Annotated in this window: 15 protein-coding genes; 12 read left to right on the top strand and 3 right to left on the bottom strand. The window is 64.1% G+C overall.

What is annotated here, in order from left to right:
* Positions 1–2: 2 nt before the first annotated feature.
* The 7 genes from AC6CID_RS15605 to AC6CID_RS15575 are packed head-to-tail and all read left to right on the top strand — an operon-like array spanning position 3 to position 6756.
* Positions 3–935 carry a DnaJ C-terminal domain-containing protein gene (locus AC6CID_RS15605; protein ID WP_039584652.1) on the top strand — a complete coding sequence of 311 codons (933 nt, stop codon included), beginning with the start codon at positions 3–5 and terminating at the stop codon, positions 933–935.
* Positions 932–1261 (top strand): chaperone modulator CbpM, encoded by a 330-nt coding sequence (locus tag AC6CID_RS15600; RefSeq protein WP_039584654.1) that lies wholly within the window; start codon positions 932–934, stop codon positions 1259–1261. The genes AC6CID_RS15605 and AC6CID_RS15600 overlap by 4 nt, the downstream gene beginning before the upstream one ends.
* A complete protein-coding gene (gene clpB, locus AC6CID_RS15595; RefSeq protein WP_498354189.1) occupies positions 1243–3873 on the top strand; it encodes an ATP-dependent chaperone ClpB in 2631 nt (876 codons plus the stop codon). Before AC6CID_RS15600 ends, clpB begins: the two co-directional genes overlap by 19 nt.
* A gap of 14 nt (positions 3874–3887) precedes the next feature.
* Entirely contained in the window at positions 3888–4340 is a 453-nt protein-coding gene (gene trxA, locus AC6CID_RS15590) for a thioredoxin (RefSeq protein ID WP_033097415.1), read from the top strand.
* Entirely contained in the window at positions 4337–4603 is a 267-nt protein-coding gene (locus tag AC6CID_RS15585; protein ID WP_072740546.1) for a UBP-type zinc finger domain-containing protein, read from the top strand. The genes trxA and AC6CID_RS15585 overlap by 4 nt, the downstream gene beginning before the upstream one ends.
* The gene (locus tag AC6CID_RS15580; protein ID WP_039584658.1) at positions 4581–6302 is read left to right on the top strand and encodes an FAD-dependent oxidoreductase; all 1722 of its coding nucleotides are present in this window, start codon (positions 4581–4583) and stop codon (positions 6300–6302) included. Before AC6CID_RS15585 ends, AC6CID_RS15580 begins: the two co-directional genes overlap by 23 nt.
* A 13-nt stretch (positions 6303–6315) precedes the next feature.
* Positions 6316–6756 (top strand): DUF1931 family protein, encoded by a 441-nt coding sequence (locus tag AC6CID_RS15575; RefSeq protein WP_174556302.1) that lies wholly within the window; start codon positions 6316–6318, stop codon positions 6754–6756.
* A 66-nt stretch (positions 6757–6822) separates the two neighbouring features.
* Here AC6CID_RS15575 and AC6CID_RS15570 read toward each other — a convergent pair whose 3' ends face one another.
* The 3 genes from AC6CID_RS15570 to AC6CID_RS15560 form a co-directional block, all read right to left on the bottom strand.
* Complete coding sequence (locus AC6CID_RS15570) at positions 6823–8106, bottom strand: IS256 family transposase (protein ID WP_231413185.1); 1284 nt, start codon at positions 8104–8106, stop codon at positions 6823–6825.
* 113 nt (positions 8107–8219) lie between these two features.
* Positions 8220–8840: a cysteine hydrolase family protein gene (locus AC6CID_RS15565; protein WP_039584661.1), complete on the bottom strand. Its 621-nt coding sequence runs from the start codon at positions 8838–8840 to the stop codon at positions 8220–8222.
* Between the two features lie 29 nt (positions 8841–8869).
* Positions 8870–9943, bottom strand: coding sequence for an LLM class flavin-dependent oxidoreductase (locus tag AC6CID_RS15560; protein WP_006551092.1), 1074 nt, complete (start codon positions 9941–9943; stop codon positions 8870–8872).
* Positions 9944–10208: 265 nt separating this feature from the next.
* Here AC6CID_RS15560 and AC6CID_RS15555 point away from each other — a divergent pair, with 265 nt between their 5' ends.
* The 5 genes from AC6CID_RS15555 (at position 10209) to AC6CID_RS15535 (ending at position 16556) form a co-directional block, all read left to right on the top strand.
* Entirely contained in the window at positions 10209–10949 is a 741-nt protein-coding gene (locus AC6CID_RS15555) for a GntR family transcriptional regulator (protein WP_064060777.1), read from the top strand.
* Positions 10950–11323: 374 nt separating this feature from the next.
* A complete protein-coding gene (locus tag AC6CID_RS15550; protein ID WP_064060776.1) occupies positions 11324–12691 on the top strand; it encodes an MFS transporter in 1368 nt (455 codons plus the stop codon).
* A 10-nt stretch (positions 12692–12701) separates the two neighbouring features.
* The gene (locus AC6CID_RS15545; RefSeq protein ID WP_498354199.1) at positions 12702–14597 is read left to right on the top strand and encodes an FAD-dependent monooxygenase; all 1896 of its coding nucleotides are present in this window, start codon (positions 12702–12704) and stop codon (positions 14595–14597) included.
* Positions 14594–15463 carry an alpha/beta fold hydrolase gene (locus AC6CID_RS15540; protein WP_006551096.1) on the top strand — a complete coding sequence of 290 codons (870 nt, stop codon included), beginning with the start codon at positions 14594–14596 and terminating at the stop codon, positions 15461–15463. Before AC6CID_RS15545 ends, AC6CID_RS15540 begins: the two co-directional genes overlap by 4 nt.
* Positions 15464–15599: 136 nt before the next feature.
* Positions 15600–16556: a 3-carboxyethylcatechol 2,3-dioxygenase gene (locus AC6CID_RS15535; protein ID WP_039957954.1), complete on the top strand. Its 957-nt coding sequence runs from the start codon at positions 15600–15602 to the stop codon at positions 16554–16556.
* Positions 16557–16664 lie beyond the last annotated feature (108 nt).

Below are 16664 nucleotides of genomic sequence, written 5' to 3'. Positions count from 1 at the left end.
CCATGGCGCGTGACTACTACGAAGCGCTCGGGGTCCCGCGCAGCGCCGACACCGACGAAATCCAGCAGGCCTACCGCCGACTTGCCCGCAAATATCACCCCGACATCAACAAAGACCCCACTGCGGAAGACAAGTTCAAAGAGATCAATGAGGCCTACCATGTGTTGTCCGACCCGGACACCCGGAAACGCTACGACCGATTCGGGGACGACTTCCGGCGGGTACCCGAGGACTACGACGAACGGGTCCGGGCCGGCGCAGGCGGGTACGGCGGCGGTGGGTACGGCGGCGGGGGCGGGGCCGGCGGCAGAAGGGTGCACTTCGGTCAAGGTTTCGGTGGCGAGGGCGGCGTCGACTTCGAGGACCTCTTCGGACAGATGTTCGGCGGCGGTGGCGCGTACGGCCCGATTCCCGGCGCCGATCAGGAAGCGGAACTGGAACTGACCCTGGAAGAGGCGTACCGGGGCGGCAAACGCACTCTCCGTCTGGACGGACGACGATACGACGTCGACATTCCGGTCGGTGTCCTCGACGGCCAAAGAATCCGGCTGGCCGGGCAAGGGGGCCGAGGCAACGGCGGCGCACCGCCCGGGGATCTGTACCTCGTGGTCCGGATCAAACCGCATGCCCGGTTCCGCGTACAGGGCCGGGACATCTACGTCGACCTTCCCGTCTCCCCCTGGGAAGCAGCCCTCGGCGCGACGGTCGCCGTTCCCACTCCCGGCGGTGAGGCGAAAGTCAAAGTCGTACCGGGCTCGTCGACAGGTAGGAAGCTGCGCCTGCGCGGAGAAGGCATGCCCAACCCGCGAGGCTCCAACGGCAACCTCTACGCCGAAATCAAGGTGATGGTGCCATCGAAACCGACAGCACGCGAACGCGAGCTGTTCGAACAGTTGGCCGCCGAATCGAACTTCGACCCGAGGAAACAGCCATGAGCACCCCCACCCCGGTCACCCAGTACATATTGGTTCGCCGTACCGGAATGTCGCTGGATGTCTTCGCCGAACGTACCGGGCTGCACCCCGACCTGGCAAGAAAACTCGTGGCTCTCGGCCTGATCGACGCACGCCGCGACCCCGGCGGCGAAATATTGTTCGAACCGTCAGCAGTGGCCCACGCTGCCCGCATCCAACGGTTGCGGACGGGTCTAGGCCTGAACTACTCGGCAATCGGGCTCGTGCTCGATCTGCTGGATCGAATCGAGAAACTCGAAGCAGCGTCCCGCAGAAGGAGGACACCCCCATGGACACCGGCAGCCTGACTGAAAGGTCACGAGAAGCCCTGCAGGAAGCCCAGAACGTAGCGACCAGAATGGGTCACACCGAGGTCGACGGAGAGCACCTGCTGCTCGCGTTGGTCGATCAGCAGGACGGGCTGGTACCCCGACTGCTCGAGCAGGCCGGCGCGAACGTCGACGCCCTACGCTCCGATCTGGAACGTGAACTCTCGCGCAGGCCGAAGGTCAGCGGCCCCGGCGCGACGCCCGGTCAGGTGATGATCACCCAGCGCCTGGCCAAGCTGCTCGACGCCGCGGAACGGGAGGCGAAGCGACTCAAGGATTCCTACGTGTCGGTGGAGCATCTCGTGATGGCCCTCTCCGAGGAGGGATCGGCCAGTGCGTCCGGACGGGTCCTCGCCAGTCATGGGGTCACACGAGAGACCTTCCTCGCCGCCTTGACCACAGTGCGCGGCAACCAGCGCGTCACCTCGGCCACCCCGGAGGGTGCGTACGAGGCGCTCGAGAAGTACGGACGCGACCTCGTCTCCGAGGGCCGAGCAGGCAAACTCGATCCGGTCATCGGGCGAGACGCCGAAATCCGCAGGGTAACGCAGATCCTGAGCCGGAAAACGAAGAACAATCCGGTGCTGATCGGCGACCCCGGCGTCGGCAAGACCGCGATCGTCGAGGGCCTCGCCCAGCGGATCGTCCGCGGCGACGTGCCCGAGGGCCTACGCGACAAAACGATCTTCTCGCTCGACATGGGTTCCCTGGTGGCCGGCGCGAAGTACCGCGGCGAGTTCGAGGAACGGCTGCAGGCGGTGCTGTCCGAGGTGAAAGCGGCCGAGGGGCGCATCCTGTTGTTCGTCGACGAGTTACACACCGTCGTCGGCGCAGGATCGGTCGGCGGCGAGGGATCTCTCGACGCCGGCAACATGCTCAAACCGATGCTCGCCCGCGGCGAACTGCACATGATCGGTGCCACCACTCTCGACGAGTATCGCAAGCACATCGAATCCGATGCAGCATTGGAGCGTCGATTCCAGACCGTTCTCGTCGACGAGCCCAGTGCCGAGGATGCAATCTCGATTCTGCGCGGACTTCGCGAACGCCTCGAGGTGTTTCACGGCGTGAAGATCCAGGACGGCGCACTGGTGGCCGCCGTGACCCTCTCGCACCGGTACATCACCGACCGCTTCCTGCCGGACAAAGCGATCGATCTGGTAGATGAGGCGTGTGCGCGGCTACGAACCGAAATCGATTCGATGCCCGCCGAACTCGACGAGCTCACCCGGAAGGTGACCCGCCTGGAGATCGAGGAGGCCGCGCTGTCCAAGGAAACGGACACGGCCAGCAAGGCGCGTCTCGACGAGCTGCGCAAGGAGCTGGCCGATCTGCGGGCCGAGGCCGACGCCCGGCACGCGCAGTGGGAGGCAGAGCGCCAAGCGATCCGTCGGGTGCAGGAGCTACGGGGAGAGCTGGAACGGTTGCGCCACGAAGCCGAGGAGGCCGAACGCAATTACGACCTCAATCGGGCCGCCGAGCTGCGATACGGCGAGATCACCGAGCTCGAACGCAAACTCAAGGCGGCGGAGGAGCAATTGGCCACCAGGCAAGGCCGCAATCCGTTGCTGCGCGAGGTGGTCACCGAAGACGAGATCGCCGAGATCGTGGCCGCATGGACGGGTATCCCGGTCGCTCGACTGCAGGAAGGCGAGCGGGAGAAACTGTTGAAGCTCGACGAGATCCTGCACGAGAGAGTCATCGGTCAGGACGAGGCAGTGCAACTGGTCGCAGACGCGGTAATCAGAGCAAGGTCGGGTATCCGCGATCCGCGCCGGCCGATCGGTTCGTTCATCTTCCTGGGCCCGACAGGTGTGGGGAAGACCGAACTCGCAAAGACGCTGGCCAGTGCCCTCTTCGACAGCGAAGACAACATGGTGCGCCTGGACATGAGCGAGTACCAGGAACGGCACACGGTGAGCAGACTCATCGGTGCACCCCCCGGGTACGTCGGGTATGACGAGGGGGGTCAGCTCACCGAGGCGGTGCGCCGCAAGCCGTACTCCGTGGTGCTCTTCGACGAGATCGAGAAGGCCCACGCCGACGTCTTCAATACCCTTCTACAGGTGCTCGATGACGGCCGGATCACCGATTCCCAAGGCAGGCAGGTCGATTTCCGGAACACGGTGATCATCATGACCTCCAACATCGGATCCCAGCATCTCCTCGACGGAGTCACAGCCGACGGCGAGATCAAGCCGGACGCCCGGGCGCGGGTGCTGGCGGAACTGCGCGGGCACTTCCGTCCCGAGTTCCTCAACCGGATCGACGACATCGTGTTGTTCACCCCGCTCACACTGCCCCAGATCGAACATATCGTCGAGCTACAACTCACCGACCTTCGGAACAGATTGTCAGAGAGACAGATACACTTGAATATCACACCGGAAGCACGCCGGCTCATCGCCGAACACGGTTTCGACCCGGTCTACGGTGCACGACCCCTGCGCAGGTATATCGCCCATGAGGTCGAAACCAGGATAGGTCGTGCGCTGTTGCGCGGCGAAATCGAACCGGGCGGCACCATCGATGTCACGGTCGATGACGGCGAACTGTCCGTCGCATATACGGAACCCGCCATCGCGGCCTGAGAAGGGGTGTCGTCATGAGATCCGACACGGTGAAGTGCCCACACTGCGGCAAGGTCAACAGGGTACCGGCGGCCGGGAACGGGAGACCCCGCTGCGGAAATTGCCACGAGCCGCTGCCCTGGATCGCCTCGGCCGGGGACGGCGACTTCGCGGAGGTCGCCGAGAAATCCTCGGTGCCTGTACTCGTTGACCTCTGGGCGACGTGGTGCGCTCCGTGCCGCATGGTCAGCCCCGCGCTCGAGCAGCTCGCCACAGAACGCGCAGGTCAGATCAAGCTCGTCAAGGTCGACGTGGATGCTGCACCCCAGACGGCCGAACGGTTCACCGTCCGCGCCGTACCGACGCTGCTGGTGATGGACCGAGGTGAGGTCCTCGCTCGTCAGGCGGGCGCCGCTCCGGTACCCCAGCTGCGCACATGGCTCGATCAGGCGCTCTCGGAAAAAGCAGGCAATGAGGCGAACTCATGACTTTTGCCCACGCGGACCCACATGTGATCGCGATCCGGCCCGTGGCGCCCCGGACTCCGCAGGGTTGCGAGGAATGTCTTCGCCTCGGAACCCCGTGGGTGCATCTGAGGCTGTGCCTGACGTGCGGACACGTCGGTTGCTGCGACTCCTCGCCGGGTAAGCACGCGAGCGCGCACGCCCACAGCATCGGCCATCCGATCGTCCAGTCGATGGAACCCGGCGAGGATTGGCGGTGGTGTTATGTCGACCAGAACTTCGTCTGAGGACGCCGCACCCGTCCCCGACAGTCCGCCGGTCGACGACGAGACTCCGGACGAGGAAGGTGCTTTCCCACGGCTGACGGACGACCAGGTCGCGACGCTCGAGGTCGGCGGCACGCGTCGATCGGTTCACACCGGCGAGGTGCTGATCCGAGAGGGCGCGCCCAGCAACGACTTCTTCGTCATCCTCTCCGGCAAGGTCGCGGTCATCGACGAGGGCGCCGTGGACGGCGAACGCCGGATACTGCGCGTGCACGGCCCGGGCCGCTTCCTGGGCGAGCTCGGACTGCTGGATGGCCAGGTGGCGTTCTTCACCGCCGAGGTGATCGAGGACGGCGAGGTGCTCGTCGTCCCGGCCGAGCGGGTGCGCGCGCTGGTGGCCCACGATCTTGTGCTCAGCGATCTGATCCTGCGGGCCTACCTGGTGCGCCGGCACCTGCTGATCGGGCTCGGTTCGGGGTTCCGGATCATCGGCTCCTGCTATTCCCCGGATACGTTGCGGCTTCGGGAGTTCGCGATGCGCAACCGATTGCCCCACCGGTGGATCGATCTGGAGCGGGACGAACGGGCGGAGCAGCTGCTGCGCAGCCTGGGTGTCGCCCCAGAGGATACTCCCGTCGTGATCTGGCACGGCGAGAAGGTGCTGCGCAATCCGACGAATGCGGAACTAGCCCGCATCGTCGGGCTTCCGGTCCCGGTCCCGGACGCGGCCCAGGACGTGTGCGACCTCGTCGTGGTGGGTGCGGGACCGGCCGGTCTGGCCGCGTCCGTGTACGGCTCCTCGGACGGGTTGAACACGGTGACACTGGAGTCGATCGCCGCGGGCGGCCAGGCCAGTACCTCCTCCCGGATCGAGAACTACCTGGGCTTTCCGGCGGGGATCTCCGGTGCCGAATTGGCCGAGCGGGCCGTGATTCAGGCCGGGAAGTTCGGTACCCGCCTTCTCGTGTCGGCGGAGGTGACCGGTTTGGGATCCGAGGCCGGGAACCATGTGCTCCAACTGGCGGACGGCGGCGAGATCCGCGGCCGGGCCCTCGTGCTCGCCACCGGGGCGCGATATCGCAAGTTGACGGTTCCGGGAATCGAGGCACTGGAGGGGACGAGCGTGTATTACGCCGCAACCCATCAGGAAGCGCGGATGTGCGGCACCGACCCGGTGGCTATCGTCGGCGGCGGAAACTCCGCCGGACAGGCCACCGTCTTCCTCGCCGACCATGTCTCCCACGTTCACCTGCTCATCCGCGGCGACGACCTCGGAAAAAGTATGTCCCGATACCTGGTCGACCAGATCGAGCGCCATCCGCGCGTCACCGTGCACCGGAATACCGAGGTTCGTACGGTCCACGGTGAGAAGTACCTCGAAGAAATTGTGGTCGAGGACAATCGCACGGGGGAACAGGACACGATCGGGGTGCACGCCCTGTTCGTCTTCATCGGGGCGATGCCGCATACCGGGTGGCTGGCCGACGCGATCGCACTCGACGACCACGGCTTCGTACTCACGGGCCTGGACGCGGTCCGCGCCCGAGGGGACGGCGACCGGCGGATCGGCGCCGGGTTGTCGAGGACGCTCGAAACCAGCCGGCCCGGTCTGTTCGCGGCGGGTGACGTCCGCAGCGGCTCGGTGAAACGGGTCGCATCCGCTGTCGGTGAAGGAGCGATGGCGGTTCGCCAAATCCATGAATACTTCGAGAGGAGCTGACGACATGCCAGTGATGGGCACCGTGAAATTCCAGCGGTTCTTCCGGGTAGCGGCTGGACTGCACGTCGACCGGAACGACCTCAAGCGCTATACGGATTTCATCGACGACAAGATCTACGACGTGATCCTCATCGGCAAGGCCTCGGCAAAGGCAAACCTGCGGGACGTGATCGAACCGTGGGACCTGCCGATCACCAAGGGGCTGCAGGAGAGCATCGACCGATTCGAGAAGCTGGACGAGGAGATCGAACTTCAACCTCTGCTCGACCAACTGGCGGCCCGACCGCCCTTGGACGTAGCCCTCTCCGAGGAGACCGAGCAGCGGCTACCGCTGATTGCCGGCGGCTTGAGCGTGGCGCTGGCGCGCACTTTCGTCACTATCCAGCCGGACCGCAAAAACCCCGGGACCGCCGAGTGGAACGTCACCCTCGACATCTTCCATCAACTCCTCTGAACCCAGCCAGCGACCGGGCACTGATGGGGGTCTGTCAAGTTAACGGTGTAACTGGTTGAACTGTAGCTACTTTCGTCCAGCGGACAGGCGTCCGTCGAAGGTGATCTCGAAGGCGTTCAGTGCTGCCTTCCAGCGGTTGGACCAGCGTTGGCGGGCGGTGCCTTTGGGATCGAGGCTCATGATGGCCAGGTACACGCATTTCAGGGCCGCGGCCTCGGTCGGGAAATGACCGCGGGCCTTGACGGCCCTGCGGATTCGGGCGTTGACACTCTCGATGGCGTTGGTCGTGTAGATGACCTGTCTGATGGCGTTGTCGAACTGCAGGAACGGCACGAACTCGGCCCAGGTGTTGGTCCAGAGCCGGATGATCGCGGGATAGCGTTTCTCCCATTTGTCGCTGAACTCGGCGAACCGGTCCAGCGCGGCCTGCTCCGACGGCGCGGTGTACACCGGTTTGAGGTCCTTGGCGATCTCGGCCCAGTCCTTGCGGGAGGCGTAGGCGTAGGTATTGCGGAGGAGGTGGACCACGCAGGTTTGCACGATGGTCTGCGGCCACACCTGCCCGATCGAGTCGGGCAGATGCTTCAGACCGTCGCACACGACGATCAGCACATCCTGCACACCACGATTCTTCAGCTCCGACAACACCCGAAGCCAATACTTCGCCCCCTCCCCGTCGCCGTGCTCGCCGGCCCATAATCCGAGGATGTCGCGGGTGCCGTCCACAGTCACCCCCATCACGACGTAGATCGGCCGGTTGGCCACGTTGCCGTCGCGGATCTTGACGTGGATGCAGTCGATGAACAGCACCGGATACACCGGGTCCAGCGGCCGGTTCTGCCACTCGGCCATGCCGTCCATCACCCGTTCGGTGATCGTCGAGATCGTCTGCTTGGACACCTCGGCGCCGTAGACCTCGGCCAGGTGCGCAGAGATCTCACCGGTGGTCAGTCCCTTGGCCGACAGCGAGATCACCATGTCCTGCACCCCGGTCAGCCGCCGCTGCCGCTTGGCCACGATCTTCGGCTCGAACGAGGACTCCCGGTCCCGGGGTACGTCGAGCTCGACCGGGCCGGCCTCGGTCAGCACGGTCTTGGCGCGTCTGCCGTTGCGGGAGTTGCCGCTGCCCCTGCCGGCCGGGTCATTCTTGCCGTAGCCGAGGTGGTCGTCCATCTCGCCCTCGAGGGCGGACTCCACCACCAGCTTGGTCAACTTCGCCAGCAACCCGCCCTCGCCGGTGAGCTGGAGGCCTTCGGCCCGCGCCTGATCCACCAGTTCCTGCAGCCGGGCATCGCTGACACCCACAGGTGCCGAGTTCGATTCGTCCTCACGATCAATCACATCGGTCATGGTGGTGCATCTCCTTTCAGAGTTACACCGTTGTTCTTACAGTCCCGTCTGAGATCAGCAATGTGAGGGCGGATAGGCATCGACGCGCTGTGCCCGAGAACTGGTGTCGGCGGTCAAACCGGGGTGCCGGTGATCGTCGTAGCCAAAGCAGCGCGGACTTCGTCGACGGTGCTGATCTCGGCCAGTAGCGCGAGGGAGTCGATGCTGGCTTGATGCGCTGCGAGAGTGGCCGCAGAGCATGCATCCTCGACGATCACCACTCGGTATCCGAGATCGCCTGCGACCCTGGCTGTTCCCTCGACGGAGGCGTTTGTGGCCACACCTGCGAAGAGGAGGGTGGTGATGCCTTTGCTGCGTAGGATGGTATCGAGGTCGGTACGGGCGAAGGCTCCGATGCGCTGGTGAGTGAGCACGGTGTCCTCATCATGCGGCGTGAGGGGTTCGATGATCTCGGCGAGTTCGCTGCCTTCCTTGAGGCAACCGGATTGGGCGACGATGCCGAGTAGGGGCGAGTTGGCGTCGAGATCGGACAAGTCCGGCTTCCATGCGACCCGGGTGTAGACGATCGTGGTGTGGGCGGTACGGGCGGCGGTGATGAGCGTGGCTATGCGGTCGATGACCTTGCGCTCGGTCACCTGCTGGTAGAAGAAGTCGGCGAAGGCGCCGGTAGCTTCGACGACGTCGCCTTGACAGTGGACAGCCACGAGCGCAGTGGTACGCGGGTCGAGTTCCATCAGTATCTCCTGGGCAGAACGGGGAAGGATCAGACGTGGGCGAGGATCGAATGCCCGATGTTGTCGATGTCGCGGGCGGCTGTGCGTGGGTTGGACAGGAAGACTTGAAGGATGTCGACGCCGGCTTCGCGCATCAGGGCTGTTTTTTCTCGTAGCTCGGCAGGAGAGCCGTACAGGCACCAGTAGTCGACGAGTTCCTTGGTGATGATCGGACGGTGCCGGGGGTCGAGGCCGCGCAGGTACTTCGCCCAGACGTCGAGATAGTGCGGTTGGTCCGCGGATTTCGGGTCGCCGAGGTATTGCTGGGCGGCGGTGAGTGAGGCGTCGACGATCGAGTCGCCGAGTTCGTCGCGGTGTTGGTCCATCAGTCCGGCGTTGGTGATGCATGAGCTGATCGGTCCGGATCCGAAGCCGTTGGTGACGCCGTCTTCCCAGGTTTCTCCGTTGCCGAGTTGGTAGAACCAGGACAACGAGACGAGCTTGACAGAGCCTGGGGCTCGTCCTGCATCGGCGACGGCTTTGTCCAGGAGCCTACGAATCATCTGGATCATGTCGATGTTCGGTCCGAGGCAGTAGACGACGGCGTCGGCGTATTTGGCTGCTTCGGCAAGACCGCGGGGCCCGCCGGCAGCAACCCAGATCGGGATGTGGTCGGTGACGTTGTAGAAGCCACTTTCTTTGTCGAGGAACTCCACTTCCCGGGACTGTCCGAGCCAGGTGTGGTTGACCCGGTGGCCTGCCATCAGTTCACGGGAGACCTCGATGGCGTGGGACAGTTCGGAGATCTTCGCGGTGCGGTTACCCATGGAACGCAGCGCGTTGTTGGCGGTACCGATACCGAGGAAGGTTCGGCCTGGCGCCAGGGCATTGAGAGTGGCCATGGAGTTCGCGGTGACGGGGGCGATGCGGGTCAATGGATTGGTGACCATGGTGCCCAGGTGGATGCCGGTGGTCTGCTGCGAAGCCAGGGCGAGGAACTGGTACGGATCGGAGAACAGCAACGGGCCTTCGCCGACACCGAAGTGAGTGACCCCGAGGTCCTCGGCCTGCTTCACCATCGCGACCTGGTCGATCTTGGCGCAGGTGCCGATACAGAATTCCATAAGTTTTCTCCTTGCACGGGGCCCAGGGGTGTGCACTTGGCTCGTCCTACCCGTCGTAGCGGGGATGTGTCCGACGGCCTCACTACGGGTGTGCATGCCTCCGGAGGGGATTCCGCAATCGGGGATGCTGCCCACTGATCGCGAACTGGAATGCTAGCGTTCCAGATGAACGTAGCTCACAGTGACTCACACCACAAGTACTAGAATGCAAGTCGCTGCCTTCAGCTCCCAGCACCACCCGATAACCGACGGAAAGCCTGAGCCGATGACCTCGACCGATCCCGGCCCGACGGCTAGCACCGAGGCTGCCGCCCTCCTTGCGCACGTCCGCACCTCCGGGGCACGTCTGTCCTCCGCGCTCTACGACATCTTGAAGACCCGATTGCTCGAAGGCCGCTATACAGCTGGCGAGAAGATCGTCGTCGAGTCGATTCGGCAGGAATTCGGGGTGAGCAAACAGCCGGTCATGGATGCCCTGCGTCGCCTCTCGAGCGACAAACTGGTCTACATCGTCCCCCAGGTCGGGTGCGAGGTCGTTTCCTACACCCCGCGTGAGGTCGAGGACTTCTTCACCCTGTTCGGTGGTTTCGAAGGAGCCATTGCTGCGGTGGCGGCCACGCGGCGAACCGAGGCGCAGGTGCGGGAGCTGGATCTGATCTCTGCACGCGTCGATGCCTTGATCGCCTCCGACGACCCCGAGGTCCGCGCCCACGGATACCGAGTTCACAACAGGGAATTCCATGCCGCCATCCATGCGATGGCGCATTCACGGATCATGGAGGAGACCAGTCAGCGGATGTGGGATCTGTCGGATTTCCTGATCAACACCGCCGGCATCACCAACCCGCTCGCGAGTGCGTTACCCGACCGCCAGCACGACCATCACGAGATCGCCGAGGCGATCCGAAATCGCGATGCCGCTGCGGCGCGTGAGGCGATGGAGCGCCATATCGTCGGCACGATTGCGGTCATTCGCGACGAATCGAGTGCTCAGCCATCGCGCTGATGGTGAGCCCGCTCCCTATAACGGATTCTGCACGACCGGGCAGGCCTACAGGCTTCCGCCCCGCCTGCGGCGCTGTATCTTCAGGCAGCGCCGCATCACAATGATCGCCACAGTGCGATCCAGCCTCCTCCGACAGAGACTTGCGTCACCATTCGCGCTGGAGTAGCTTCGCAGCTAGACGTCTAGCATTCCAGTTGCTCGGCCCCTTTCTGCGGCGGCCCTCTTCGACATCCCGACGAATCTCAGACGAAAGGCGCGGCCATGACGACCGCCTCGCACCCAGCATTGTTCGCAGTGCCAGCCTGCTCCGACACTCGCAGCGGGGGAACCACACCGTGACCACCGCGCCGACTTCCGCAACGAAGACCTCCCCGATGCGGGTCGCCCTGGCCAGCTTCGTAGGGACCACCGTCGAGTACTACGACTTCTTCATCTACGGCACTGCGGCCGCACTGGTCTTCCCCACCTTGTTCTTCCCCGATGCTTCACCTGCTATCGGAATCCTGTTGTCCTTCGCTACTTTCGGCGTCGGATTCCTCGCCCGACCCCTCGGAGGCATCGTCTTCGGCCACTTCGGTGACCGGGTCGGCCGCAAACAGATGCTCGTCATCTCTCTCGTCGGTATGGGTGCCACCACAGTACTGATGGGACTGCTACCCGGTTACGCCCAGATCGGCATCGCCGCTCCGATCCTGCTCACCTTGCTGCGCCTGGTTCAAGGCTTCGCCGTAGGCGGTGAATGGGGTGGCGCCACCTTGATGGCCGTCGAGCATGCCCCCACCGCGAAGAAAGGATTCTTCGGCTCCTTCTCACAGATGGGTGCTCCCGCCGGGACGAGCATTGCGACCCTGGCGTTCTTCGCCGCTTCTCAACTCCCGGACGAGCAGTTCCTCAGTTGGGGCTGGCGGCTACCGTTCCTGTTCAGCGCGGTCCTGATCGTAATCGGCCTGTTCATCCGCCTGTCCCTGACCGAAAGCCCCGACTTCGCCGAGATCAAAGCCAACAGTGCTGTAGTGCGGATGCCGATCGCCGTCGCATTCCGCAAGCACTGGAAAGAAATCTTCCTCATTGCCGGCACCTACCTGTCCCAGGGAGTGTTCGCCTACATCTGCATGGCGTATCTCGTCTCCTACGGCACCACCGTCGCCGGAATCAGCCGCACCTTCGCCCTGGCCAGCGTGTTCGTCGCCGGCCTCGTCGCCGTCCTCCTCTATCCCGTCTTCGGCGCCTTGTCGGACACCTTCGGCCGCAAGACCATGTACCTGCTCGGCGCCGTCACCATGGGGGTGGCGATCGGCCCGGCCTTCGCACTGATCAACACCGGAAACCCCTGGCTTTTCATGACCGCGCAGGTACTGGTCTTCGGCATCTCTATGGCCCCCGCCGCCGGAGTAACCGGATCGCTGTTCACCATGATCTTCGATGCGGATGTGCGCTACAGCGGCGTCTCGATCGGCTACACGCTCTCCCAGGTCGCGGGCTCGGCGTTCGCCCCGACCATTGCGACCGCCCTGTACGCCTCCACCAACACCAGCAACTCGATCGTGCTTTACCTACTGATCGTCTCGGCCATCTCGGTGGTCTCGGTGATCCTGCTGCCCGGCGGCTGGGGACGCAAGGGCGCGACACGCCAACTGGTTGCCGACAAGCGCACCTCGACACCGAATGCAACTGCCACCGCATCCTTTTCGACTCCGCCCACCACCGACGCCGCACAGTCCCTGCAGACCTTGGACAAGTGAAGTGACCACCATGAACGACCACGACCCCACGTACGACACCGACGTCATCATCGTCGGACTCGGTCCCGCCGGCGGCACAGCCGCTCTCGCCCTGGCCACCTACGGTGTGCGCGTCCACGCCGTCTCGATGTTCCCCTGGGTGGCGAACTCACCCCGCGCGCACATCACCAACCAACGCGCCGTAGAAGTGCTCCGCGACCTGGGCGTCGAAGACGAAGCCCGCACATACGCCACTCCGTGGGACCAGATGGGCGACACCCTGTTCACCACCAGTCTGGCCGGTGAAGAAATCGTCCGGATGCAGACATGGGGCACCGGCGCCCGGTACGGCGACTATCTCGCCGGCAGCCCGTGCGCGATGCTCGACATCCCTCAGCCCCTGATGGAACCGGTACTGATCAAGAACGCGGCCGAACGCGGCGCGTTGATCAGTTTCAACACCGAATACCTCGATCACAGCCAGGACAAGGACGGTGTCACGGTGAGATTCCGGGATGTGCGCTCGGGCACCGAGTTCACCCAGCGAGCGCGCTTCCTGCTCGGCTTCGACGGTGCCCGCTCGAAGATCGCCGAACAGATCGGACTGCCCTTTGAAGGCGAGCTCGCCCGTGCCGGCACCGCCTACATCCTGTTCAACGCGGATCTGAGCAAGTACGTCGCTCACCGGCCGAGCATTCTGCACTGGATCTTCAACTCCAAGGCCGGTTTCGGTGAGATCGGCATGGGTCTGCTGCGGGCGATCAGACCTTGGGGCCAGTGGATCGCCGGATGGGGCTTCGACATGTCCCAAGGTGAACCCGACATATCCGATGACGTTGTGCTAGAACAGATCCGTACCCTTGTCGGCGACCCTGAGCTGACCATCGACATCGTGTCGCGCTCGTTCTGGTACGTCAATCAGCAGTGGGCCGAGCATTATCAATCCGGCCGGGTGTTCTGTGGCGGCGACGCCGTACACCGGCATCCGCCGAGCAGCGGCCTGGGCTCGAACACCTCCATGCAGGATGCATTCAACCTTGCCTGGAAGATCGCCTACGCCGCCAAGGGATACGCGGGACCGGGACTGCTCGAGTCCTACTCCCCCGAGCGGGTTCCGGTCGGCAGGCAGATCGTCGCGCGCGCCAACCAGTCCCGCAAGGACTACGCCGGTCTGCGCGAGTGGTTCGATCCCACCAGCGACGACCCGGTCACCGCCGGCCTGGCAAAACTCAAAGCTCCCTCCTCCGAAGGCGCGGCACTGCGTGAGCGCCTATACGAGGCACTCGAGGTCAAGAACACCGAGTTCAATGCCCACGGCGTCGAACTCAACCAGCGTTACGCCTCGTCTGCGGTGGTCCCCGACCTTGAAGCCGGTGAGGAGGTATGGGGACGCGACCGGGAACTGTACCTGCAGGCCACCACTCGTCCTGGCGCCAAGCTGCCACACGCCTGGTTGGTCGGCCCGCACGGTACCCGGGTCTCGACCCTCGATGTCACCGGCAAGGGACAGATGACCCTACTCACCGGCATCGGCGGACAGGCATGGAAACGTGCCGCTGCCACATTGGACCTACCGTTCCTGCGCACCGTAGTCATCGGTGAAGCGGGCATCAACGACTCGTACGGGTACTGGCGGCAGCTCCGTGAAATCCATGAGGCCGGGGCTCTTCTCGTGCGCCCCGACGGCTACGTCGCCTGGCGGTACAGCGCTCCGGTATGGGGCGACAGCGAAGCACTCACCCACCTCGAGAACGCGCTCAGCATCGTCCTCGACCGTGCCCCGCATGAGACCCCAACCGCCGGGAACGGCGGTACGCCCCAGTACAGCATCCACGCCGTACCGATCGTCGTCCCGCACGTCACCGCCGACGACGCAACATCAGCCTCCACAGCCAGCATCACACCAATCGAGGGAGCACACGCATGACCCGCCCGTACACCAGCGTCTGGGACGATCTGAACCAGGTCGAGTTCAGCCAGGGGTTCATCCAGGCCGGCCCATACCGCACCCGCTATTTGCACGCCGGGGACGACTCCAAGCCCACACTCATTCTCCTACACGGCATCACCGGCCACGCCGAAGCATATGTCCGCAATCTGCGTTCACACGCCGAGCATTTCAATGTGTGGGCCATCGACTTCATCGGCCACGGCTACTCCGCCAAACCCGATCACCCCCTCGAGATCAAGCACTACATCGACCACGTGCTGCACCTTATGGATGCCATCGGCGTCGAGAAGGCATCCTTCTCAGGCGAGTCGCTGGGCGGATGGGTCACCGCCCAGTTCGCTCACGACCACCCGGACAAAGTCGAGCGGATCGTGCTCAACACCATGGGCGGCACCATGGCCAACCCACAGGTAATGGAACGGCTCTACACCCTGTCGATGGAAGCGGCGAAAGACCCGAGCTGGGAACGCGTCAAAGCACGCCTCGAATGGCTCATGGCCGACCCGAACATGGTCACCGACGACCTCATCCGCACCCGCCAGGCCATCTTCCAACAACCGGACTGGCTCAAGGCATGCGAAATGAACATGGCCTTGCAGGACCTCGAAACCCGCAAACGGAACATGATCACCGATGCCACCCTCCAAGGCATCACCGTGCCAACGATGGTTCTGTGGACCACCAAAGATCCCTCCGGTCCGGTCGACGAAGCAGAGCGCATCGCCTCCCACATCCCTGGCGCCAAGCTGGCGGTCATGGAGAACTGCGGACACTGGCCCCAGTACGAAGACCCCGACACCTTCAACAAACTGCACCTGGATTTTCTCCTCGATCGCAGTTGACACAGATGCAGCCGGTGCCGCCCTCCCCTGAAACCCCTGGCGGCACCGGCCGGACGCACCCATCCGACGAACCTCATCCGCTCTCGCTCGAACCATCCGGGCAGAGGCCGTGAAGTACCAGAAAGGAGGCTCCGCGATGCCTGTGGCGCTGTGCGCGATGTCGCACTCCCCCCTGATGGGACGCAACGACCCCGATCAAGAAGTCATCGACGCCGTCGACGCCGCCTTCGACCACGCGCGCCGATTCATCGCCGATTTCGCCCCAGATCTGATCGTGATCTTCGCCCCCGACCACTACAACGGGGTCTTCTACGACCTGCTGCCACCGTTCTGCATCGGAGCCGGCGCGCAGTCCGTCGGCGACTATGGCACCGAAGCCGGCCCCCTCGACGTCGACCGCGACGCCGCCCGCACTATTACGCGCGAAGTACTCGACAGCGGTATCGACGCCGCGTTCTCCGAACGCATGCACGTCGACCACGGTTTCGCCCAGGCTCTACAACTACTCGTCGGATCGATCATCGCAGTACCGACCGTGCCGATCTTCATCAACTCCGTCGCCGAACCCCTCGGCCCCGTCAGCCGAGTTCGGCTGCTCGGCGAAGCTGTCGGACGAGCAGCCAACAAACTGGACAAACGCGTCCTGTTCGTCGGATCCGGAGGGCTCTCCCACGACCCACCGATTCCGCAGTTCACCAGCTCGCCTGAGCAGGTGCGCGAACGGTTGATCGACGGCCGCAATCCGAGCGACGCCGAACGCAAGGCCCGCGAACAACGCGTCATCACCGCAGGTCGAGACTTCGCTGCCGGTACCGCCACCATTCAGCCGTTGAACCCCCACTGGGACCAGCATCTTCTCGAAATTCTGGCATCCGGCGAACTCGAACAAATCGACACGTGGACCAATGACTGGTTCGTCGAGCAGGCCGGCCACTCGTCCCATGAGGTGCGCACCTGGATCGCCGCCTACGCCGCGCTCCACGCAAACGGCCCCTACCAGGTCACGTCGAGCTTCTACCGCGAAATACCTGAGTGGATAGCAGGATTCGGAATCACGACAGCCCTCACTCGATCCTCGAACCACATGAAGTGACCGGCAGCTGCACCCCAAGAAAAGGTCTGCCGTCTTCGACAAGTCCAACTGAGCGCGACCATAACCGCACCGCCGCGGTTATCAAGCAGTGCACTACTACAGGCCCAC

The organism is Rhodococcus sp. GQ147 (genome assembly GCF_059759155.1).
The sequence above is the reverse complement of the archived record's forward strand: the minus strand, read 5'-3'. Positions and strand labels throughout refer to the sequence as shown.